The following is an 8621-nucleotide window of genomic DNA, read 5'->3' as shown; positions in this document are numbered from 1 at the left end:
TGTATAAATATATAGATATACATATTTATACACTCCATTTTTATATATTTAAAATATATATTCAATTAATTATTTACTTATCTTATTACTATGAATCTTAGCTAATGAAACTAAATTAAAAGTTCTAGATAGTGACGTTACAACTAAAACACCAAGTGAAATAGCACCACCTACAAATAATACATTAGCACCCTTAGATATTGCAAGTTCATAATTAGACTGAACTAAGTAAAGCATAGTATTGTACATTCCAAGTCCTGGGACTAAAGGTATTATACCTGGTATAACAAATAATATTGCAGGATGTTTTAATTTTCTAGCTAAAATTTCACTTATCCAAGCAACAACGATAGCTGCTAAAAAGTTAGATAATATATCGTTATTAGTAGAATTTATTAAAATATAATAAAGACTCCATCCAATTCCACCTGTTAAACCAGATGGTATAAGAGCAGACTTAGGTACATTAAAATATATAGAGAACCCAATAGTAGCAAGGGTTGAATATAAAAAATGCATATAAACAGGCATATTAGTCATTAGAATACACCTCCCATTCTAAACCATAAATCTAGTATTAAACCAACTCCACAAGCAATTGCTATAGCAGTCATACCTGCATCAAAGGCACGAGCAACACCAGAAATTAAATCTCCAGAAATTAAATCTCTTATAGCTTTTATAAATGATACTCCAGGAAGTAAAAACATAATAGATCCAACTATTAGCATTTTGGGAGTATCAAGAAATCCTATATTAGTAAGTAAAACTCCAATTATAGCTATAAATGTAGATGCTAATAAACTTGAAAAAGCTGGTATAGAACTTAATTTCATAATTTTATTATAAATTATTACTGCAAATATTGAAGTTACAAATGTACATATAAATGTATGTATATCATTACCTCCTAAAAGACCTGCAAAAAATGCAGATGCAATACCAGTCCAAAAATATATTACTTTTGTAGAGTAGCTATTAGATTGAATTATATCTTTTAATTTAATCATAGCATCGTTTACTGTTAAATCTGTATTAGAAACAAACTCTCTAGAAAAGTTATTTAGTAATGAAATTTTATTTAAATCTATAGATCTAGATTTAATAGTTTTCATAAAACTTAATCCATCAAATCTATCGTCGGATATTATTATTACAGTAGGAGATGTAAATACATTTATATGATGAAAACCTCTTGATTTACAAATTCTAATTATACTGTCTTCTACACGATAAGTTTCGGCACCGTTAGATAACATGAGTTCACCTATAAATAATGCTAACCTAAGGATGTCTTTTTTATAATCTTGATTATATTCATTATTCATAAAAAACCTCCAATAAAAATATATAAAGATTATATCAAATATTCCCATAGAATTATTTAAAATAAGATAAATTATAATTTATTTTACCTAAAAATTATAGCTTTTATTAAAAAATAGTTACAAGATAAAGTAAAAATTAAAAAATTAGGTTATTTATATAAATTTACTGTTAGGAACAAGTTTAATTTAAGTGCATATAATGATTAATATCATAAAAATAGGGGGGAATAAAATTGGCACTAACAGGAGCTCATTACATCTATATTTTATTCATGGTAGCAGTATTAATAACTATGATTATGAAAAAAGAAAGTGTAATTCCTTGTGTATTAGGTATTTTTGCTTTAGGACTTTATTACAATAAGAGTCTAATAGAAGCATTAGGGTCAATATTCTCAGCACTAAGTGTAGCATTAAATGAATTAGGTCCAGTAATTATAATCATAGGTATTATGGTTGCGCTATCAAAGGCATTAGAAGAAAATAAAGCAATCGATTTTATGATAGGTCCAATTTCTAAAGTAGTAAAAAATCCTACTAGTGCATTTTTTATATCAGGAATATTTATGTTATTAATGTCATGGTTTTTCTGGCCATCACCAGCAACAGCACTTGTAGGCGCAATATTTTTACCGATAGCTATAAAAGCTGGTCTTCCTGCTATAGGACTTGCAATGGCTATAAATTTATTTGGTCATGGTATAGCTTTATCTACTGATTTTATAATACAAGGTGCGCCATCTATAACTTCAGGAGCAGCTGGTATAGCTGTAAGTGAAGTTATGAGTGAAGGTATAATTCTTTATATAGTAATGTCAGTTGTAACAATAGGAACAGCTTTTTATATGCTAAGAAAAGACTTAAAAAGTGGAAATTTAAATATTAAAGTATCACAAACTAAAGAAATAAAAGTTAAAGAGGTTTCTCTAAATGCAAAAATATCTATATGGTTAGTTATAATAGCATTTATATTAGATATAATAGCTATGTATAAATTTGACCTTAGAGGTGGAGATGCTACTGGATTACTTGGAGCAACAGCTATAATTTTACTAATTATAATAAATATTATGAATAGTCCTAAAACAGCTTTTGATAAAGTTACAGAACAAATAGTAGAAGGATTTACATTTGCTATAAGAATATTTGCAGTTATCATACCTATAGCAGCATTTTTCTATATGGGAGATATGTCTTTAGTAACGGTATACGGAGATGTTTTAGCAGAAGGTTCAAATGGACTTTTAGGGGATATAGGTTTAGCTTTATCACAAGTTGTCCCATTTAATAAAGTTGCAGCAGCAGGTATAGAAACAGTAGTTGGTGCTATAACAGGATTAGATGGTTCATCATTTTCAGGWATGTCTTTAGCTGGTTCTACAGCGGCAGTATTTGGAASWGCTATAGATGCAAATGTAGGAGCTTTATCTGCATTAGGACAAATTGCAGCTACATGGGTAGGTGGAGGTTGTATAGTTCCTTGGGCACTAGCACCAGCAGCAGCTATATGTGGTATAAAACCAGTAGATTTGGCTAAGAGAAATTTTATACCTGTAATGGTTGGACTTGTAGTAACAACCATAGTTGCAATATTTATTATTTAAATTTATAAAAGAAGTATCATAAATTGTTTATACAATTTATGATACTTCTTTTAGGTTAAAAAGTTATATTGTATTTTTATATGTGTATTATACTAATTATGAAGAAATAATAGCTATATAGTATATAAGGATTTTATTAGATTTTGATGTATATAAAANNTATTTTTATATGTGTATTATACTAATTATGAAGAAATAATAGCTATATAGTATATAAGGATTTTATTAGATTTTGATGTATATAAAATAGAAGTATAGAGAATAATATTTTTTAATGAAAATTGTAAATTAAATGAAATATAAAAATAATTACAAAAAATATAAAAAAGTATAAAAAAAGTATTGACCAAATAATTTTAAGATGGTATAGTTATACTTGTCCTTAAGAAAAGGGCAAAACAAAAATGAACTTTGAAAATTAAACAGTAGGTTAATTTATAGAATTACAACTAACAAACCAAGCCAGATATTCAGATAATGATTAGTCTGAGCAGGTAATCAAATTTATTTGAGCAACGGATATGACTGAAGCGAGAGCGAAGGAATATCGTTGGCGATATAAATTCGAAGAATTTATTTTGAGAGTTTGATCCTGGCTCAGGATGAACGCTGGCGGCGTGCCTAACACATGCAAGTCGAGCGATTCTCTTCGGAGAAGAGCGGCGGACGGGTGAGTAACGCGTGGGTAACCTGCCCTGTACACACGGATAACATACCGAAAGGTATGCTAATACGAGATAATATGCTTTTATCGCATGGTAGAAGTATCAAAGCTTTTGCGGTACAGGATGGACCCGCGTCTGATTAGCTAGTTGGTGAGGTAACGGCTCACCAAGGCGACGATCAGTAGCCGACCTGAGAGGGTGATCGGCCACATTGGAACTGAGACACGGTCCAAACTCCTACGGGAGGCAGCAGTGGGGAATATTGCACAATGGGCGAAAGCCTGATGCAGCAACGCCGCGTGAGCGATGAAGGCCTTCGGGTCGTAAAGCTCTGTCCTCAAGGAAGATAATGACGGTACTTGAGGAGGAAGCCCCGGCTAACTACGTGCCAGCAGCCGCGGTAATACGTAGGGGGCTAGCGTTATCCGGAATTACTGGGCGTAAAGGGTGCGTAGGTGGTTTCTTAAGTCAGAGGTGAAAGGCTACGGCTCAACCGTAGTAAGCCTTTGAAACTGGGAAACTTGAGTGCAGGAGAGGAGAGTGGAATTCCTAGTGTAGCGGTGAAATGCGTAGATATTAGGAGGAACACCAGTTGCGAAGGCGGCTCTCTGGACTGTAACTGACACTGAGGCACGAAAGCGTGGGGAGCAAACAGGATTAGATACCCTGGTAGTCCACGCCGTAAACGATGAGTACTAGCTGTCGGAGGTTACCCCCTTCGGTGGCGCAGCTAACGCATTAAGTACTCCGCCTGGGAAGTACGCTCGCAAGAGTGAAACTCAAAGGAATTGACGGGGACCCGCACAAGTAGCGGAGCATGTGGTTTAATTCGAAGCAACGCGAAGAACCTTACCTAAGCTTGACATCCTTTTGACCTCTCCCTAATCGGAGATTTCCCTTCGGGGACAGAAGTGACAGGTGGTGCATGGTTGTCGTCAGCTCGTGTCGTGAGATGTTGGGTTAAGTCCCGCAACGAGCGCAACCCTTGCCTTTAGTTGCCAGCATTAAGTTGGGCACTCTAGAGGGACTGCCAGGGATAACCTGGAGGAAGGTGGGGATGACGTCAAATCATCATGCCCCTTATGCTTAGGGCTACACACGTGCTACAATGGGTGGTACAGAGGGCAGCCAAGTCGTGAGGCGGAGCTAATCCCTTAAAGCCATTCTCAGTTCGGATTGTAGGCTGAAACTCGCCTACATGAAGCTGGAGTTACTAGTAATCGCAGATCAGAATGCTGCGGTGAATGCGTTCCCGGGTCTTGTACACACCGCCCGTCACACCACGGAAGTTGGGGGCGCCCGAAGCCGGATTGCTAACCTTTTGGAAGCGTCCGTCGAAGGTGAAATCAATAACTGGGGTGAAGTCGTAACAAGGTAGCCGTATCGGAAGATGCGGCTGGATCACCTCCTTTCTAAGGAGAATTGCCTACTGTTTAATTTTGAGAGTTTATTATTAAACTTTCAAAATAGGGCGTAGCCCAAAATAAGTACTTTGAGCACCTCGACACGAACGAAAGTGAGTGGAAGGTAGCGAAGTGCGTTAGCACTTTGAAAACTGCATAACATTTAGTGATATGACATCATTTTAAGCAATGGATGTATCTGAAGCGAGAGCGAAGATATATCATTGGCGAAACGAGCGAAAGCGAGTTTTAAACATATATGACAAGAAAAGTCTTAAAAATTACAATTCTTTTAATAACTGGTCAAGTTATTAAGGGTGCAGGGCGGATGCCTTGGCACTAGGAGCCGATGAAGGACGTGATAAGCTGCGATAAGCTTCGGGGAGTTGCACGTAAACTTTGATCCGAAGATTTCCGAATGAGGAAACTCACTTAGAGTAATGTCTAAGTATCGTTAAGTGAATACATAGCTTAGCGAGGGGAACCCGGGGAACTGAAACATCTAAGTACCCGGAGGAAGAGAAAGAAATTCGATTCCGTAAGTAGCGGCGAGCGAACGCGGAACAGGCCAAACCAATGAAGTTTACTTCGTTGGGGTTGCGGACATACGACATGGAAAGATATCATAGACGAAGAGAGTTGGAAAGCTCCGCTATAAAGTGTAATAGCCACGTAGTCAAAATGAGAAAAATACTAGTATGATCCAGAGTACCACGGGACACGTGAAACCCTGTGGGAAGCAGGAGGGACCATCCTCCAAGCCTAAATACTACCTAGTGACCGATAGCGTATAGTACCGTGAGGGAAAGGTGAAAAGAACCCCGGGAGGGGAGTGAAAGAGAACCTGAAACCCTGCACTTACAAGCTGTGGGAGCACATTACTTGTGTGACCGCGTACTTTTTGTAGAACGGGCCAACGAGTTACGATATGCAGCAAGGTTAAGCACTTAAGGTGTGGAGCCGTAGCGAAAGCGAGTCTTAAATGGGCGATTAAGTTGCATGTCGTAGACCCGAAACCGGGCGACCTATCCATGAGCAGGTTGAAGCGAAAGTAAAATTTCGTGGAGGACCGAACCCACGAGCGTTGAAAAGCTCGGGGATGACTTGTGGATAGCGGTGAAATTCCAATCGAGCCCGGAGATAGCTGGTTCTCCCCGAAATAGCTTTAGGGCTAGCCTCAAGGTTGAGAGAAGCGGAGGTAGAGCACTGAATGTCCTAGGGGGTATTGCACTTACCGAAGACTATCAAACTCCGAATGCCGTATTCTTATACTTGGGAGTCAGACTGTGGGTGATAAGATTCATAGTCAAAAGGGCAACAGCCCAGATCGTCAGCTAAGGTCCCTAAATGTACGTTAAGTGGTAAAGGATGTGGGATTGCACAGACAACCAGGATGTTGGCTTAGAAGCAGCCACTCATTTAAAGAGTGCGTAATAGCTCACTGGTCGAGTGATCCTGCGCCGAAAATTTCCGGGGCTAAAACGTACTACCGAAGCTACGGCATCATTTATGATGGGTAGGGGAGCTTCGTATGCAGGTTGAAGCATGACCGTAAGGACATGTGGACAGTATACGAGTGAGAATGTTGGCATGAGTAGCGAGACGTGGGTGAGAATCCCACGGGCCGTAAACCCAAGGTTTCCAGGGGAAGGTTCGTCCGCCCTGGGTTAGTCGGGACCTAAGCCGAGGCCGAAAGGCGTAGGTGATGGACAACAGGTTGATATTCCTGTACCGCCAATAAGCGTTTGAGAGATGGAGTGACACAGTAGGATAAGCTAACCACACTGTTGGTTATTGTGTGGCTAAGTATTGAGGCAGTCTAGATAGGCAAATCCGTCTAGATAATGCTAGGATACGATGGGTAAGCCCTTCGGGGCGAAGTAGCTGATTTCACACTGTCAAGAAAAGCTTCTATCGAGTTTAAAGGCGCCCGTACCGTAAACCGACACAGGTGGGTGAGGAGAGTATCCTAAGGCCAGCGAGAGAACTATTGTTAAGGAACTCGGCAAAATGACCCCGTAACTTAGGGAGAAGGGGTGCCTGTCTATGACAGGCCGCAGAGAATAGGCCCAAGCGACTGTTTACCAAAAACACAGGTTTCTGCTAAGTCGCAAGACGATGTATAGGAGCTGACGCCTGCCCGGTGCTGGAAGGTTAAGGGGATCTGTTAGAGCAATCGAAGCAGTGAACTTAAGCCCCAGTAAACGGCGGCCGTAACTATAACGGTCCTAAGGTAGCGAAATTCCTTGTCGGGTAAGTTCCGACCCGCACGAAAGGCGTAACGATTTGGGCACTGTCTCAACAATAGACTCGGTGAAATTGTAATCCCGGTGAAGATGCCGGGTACCTGCGACAGGACGGAAAGACCCCATGGAGCTTTACTGTAGCTTGACGTTGGGTCTTGGTACTACATGTACAGGATAGGTGGGAGACTATGAAGCATGGACGCCAGTCTGTGTGGAGTCATCCTTGGGATACCACCCTTGTAGTACTGGGATCCTAACCATAGGCCTTGAATCAGGTCTTGGAACACCGTCAGGTGGGCAGTTTGACTGGGGCGGTCGCCTCCTAAAAAGTAACGGAGGCGCTCAAAGGTTTCCTCAGCACGGTCGGAAATCGTGCGAAGAGTGTAAAGGCAAAAGGAAGCTTGATTGCAAGACATACAGGTCGAGCAAGGACGAAAGTCGGACTTAGTGATCCGGTGGTACCGCATGGAAGGGCCATCGCTCAACGGATAAAAGCTACCCTGGGGATAACAGGCTTATCTCCCCCAAGAGTCCACATCGACGGGGAGGTTTGGCACCTCGATGTCGGCTCATCACATCCTGGGGCTGTAGTAGGTCCCAAGGGTTGGGCTGTTCGCCCATTAAAGTGGTACGCGAGCTGGGTTCAGAACGTCGTGAGACAGTTCGGTCCCTATCCGTCGCAGGCGTAGGAAATTTGAGAAGACCTGTCCTTAGTACGAGAGGACCGGGATGGACGTACCTCTGGTGTACCAGTTGTTCTGCCAAGGGCATGGCTGGGTAGCTATGTACGGAATGGATAAGCGCTGAAAGCATCTAAGCGCGAAGCCAACTTCAAGATAAGATTTCCCACCGTAAGGGTAAGACCCCAGGAAGACTACCTGGTTGATAGGTCGAAGGTGTAAGTGCAGTAATGTATTTAGCTTATCGATACTAATAGGTCGAGGACTTGACCAAAATAAACCTAAAGGTTTATATCGCCAACCAAATCAAAGATTTCGGTTGCTAAAAANGGACTTGACCACATATTTGAAATGATTAATATGTAAATGATATGCAGTTTTCAGAGTATTAACTCTNAAAANAAATATGCTGGTGTGGCTCAACGGTAGAGCAGCTGACTTGTAATCAGCAGGTTGTAGGTTCGATTCCTATCACCAGCTCCAATTAAGACTATATTTTATATAGTCTTTTTTTATATGATAAAGTTAATATAAATAATTAAGTTAAATATAGAGATTTTATGGCTAAAAATGATATAATAGATACTATAAAAATAAGGAATTGAAATAATGGAGAGCAAAATATTAGAAATATTATTAGATATGCAATCAGAGATAAAAGACATGAAATTAGAAATAAAAGATATGAAATCAGA

The 8621-nt window shown here is 39.8% G+C and carries 3 protein-coding genes, 1 tRNA gene and 2 rRNA genes; 4 read left to right on the top strand and 2 right to left on the bottom strand.

Going from position 1 to position 8621, the window contains the following annotated elements:
* Positions 1–69: 69 nt before the first annotated feature.
* Positions 70–540, bottom strand: a complete 471-nt coding sequence (locus tag G3997_RS08600; protein WP_296645369.1) for a threonine/serine exporter family protein — start codon at positions 538–540, stop codon at positions 70–72.
* Complete coding sequence (locus tag G3997_RS08595) at positions 540–1328, bottom strand: threonine/serine ThrE exporter family protein (protein WP_296645368.1); 789 nt, start codon at positions 1326–1328, stop codon at positions 540–542. Before G3997_RS08595 ends, G3997_RS08600 begins: the two co-directional genes overlap by 1 nt.
* 233 nt (positions 1329–1561) lie before the next feature.
* Between G3997_RS08595 and G3997_RS08590 the strand changes: the two genes are divergently transcribed.
* The 4 genes from G3997_RS08590 to G3997_RS08575 all read left to right on the top strand — a co-directional run bounded on the left by G3997_RS08590 (position 1562) and on the right by G3997_RS08575 (position 8409).
* On the top strand, positions 1562–2932 hold the full coding sequence (locus G3997_RS08590; RefSeq protein ID WP_296645367.1) for a hypothetical protein: 1371 nt from the start codon (positions 1562–1564) through the stop codon (positions 2930–2932).
* A gap of 574 nt (positions 2933–3506) precedes the next feature.
* Positions 3507–5009 (top strand): 16S ribosomal RNA (locus G3997_RS08585).
* Positions 5010–5301: 292 nt separating this feature from the next.
* Positions 5302–8200: ribosomal RNA gene (locus G3997_RS08580) — 23S ribosomal RNA — on the top strand.
* The 16S and 23S rRNA genes sit together here with 1 tRNA gene alongside, the layout of an rRNA operon.
* Before the next feature lie 134 nt (positions 8201–8334).
* Positions 8335–8409 (top strand) — tRNA-Thr (locus G3997_RS08575).
* Positions 8410–8621: the final 212 nt, after the last annotated feature.

The organism is Romboutsia sp. 13368, from assembly GCF_018336475.1.
Lineage (GTDB): Bacteria > Bacillota > Clostridia > Peptostreptococcales > Peptostreptococcaceae > Romboutsia.
Note: the sequence above shows the minus strand (reverse complement) of the source record. Positions and strands in the feature narration are given on the sequence as shown.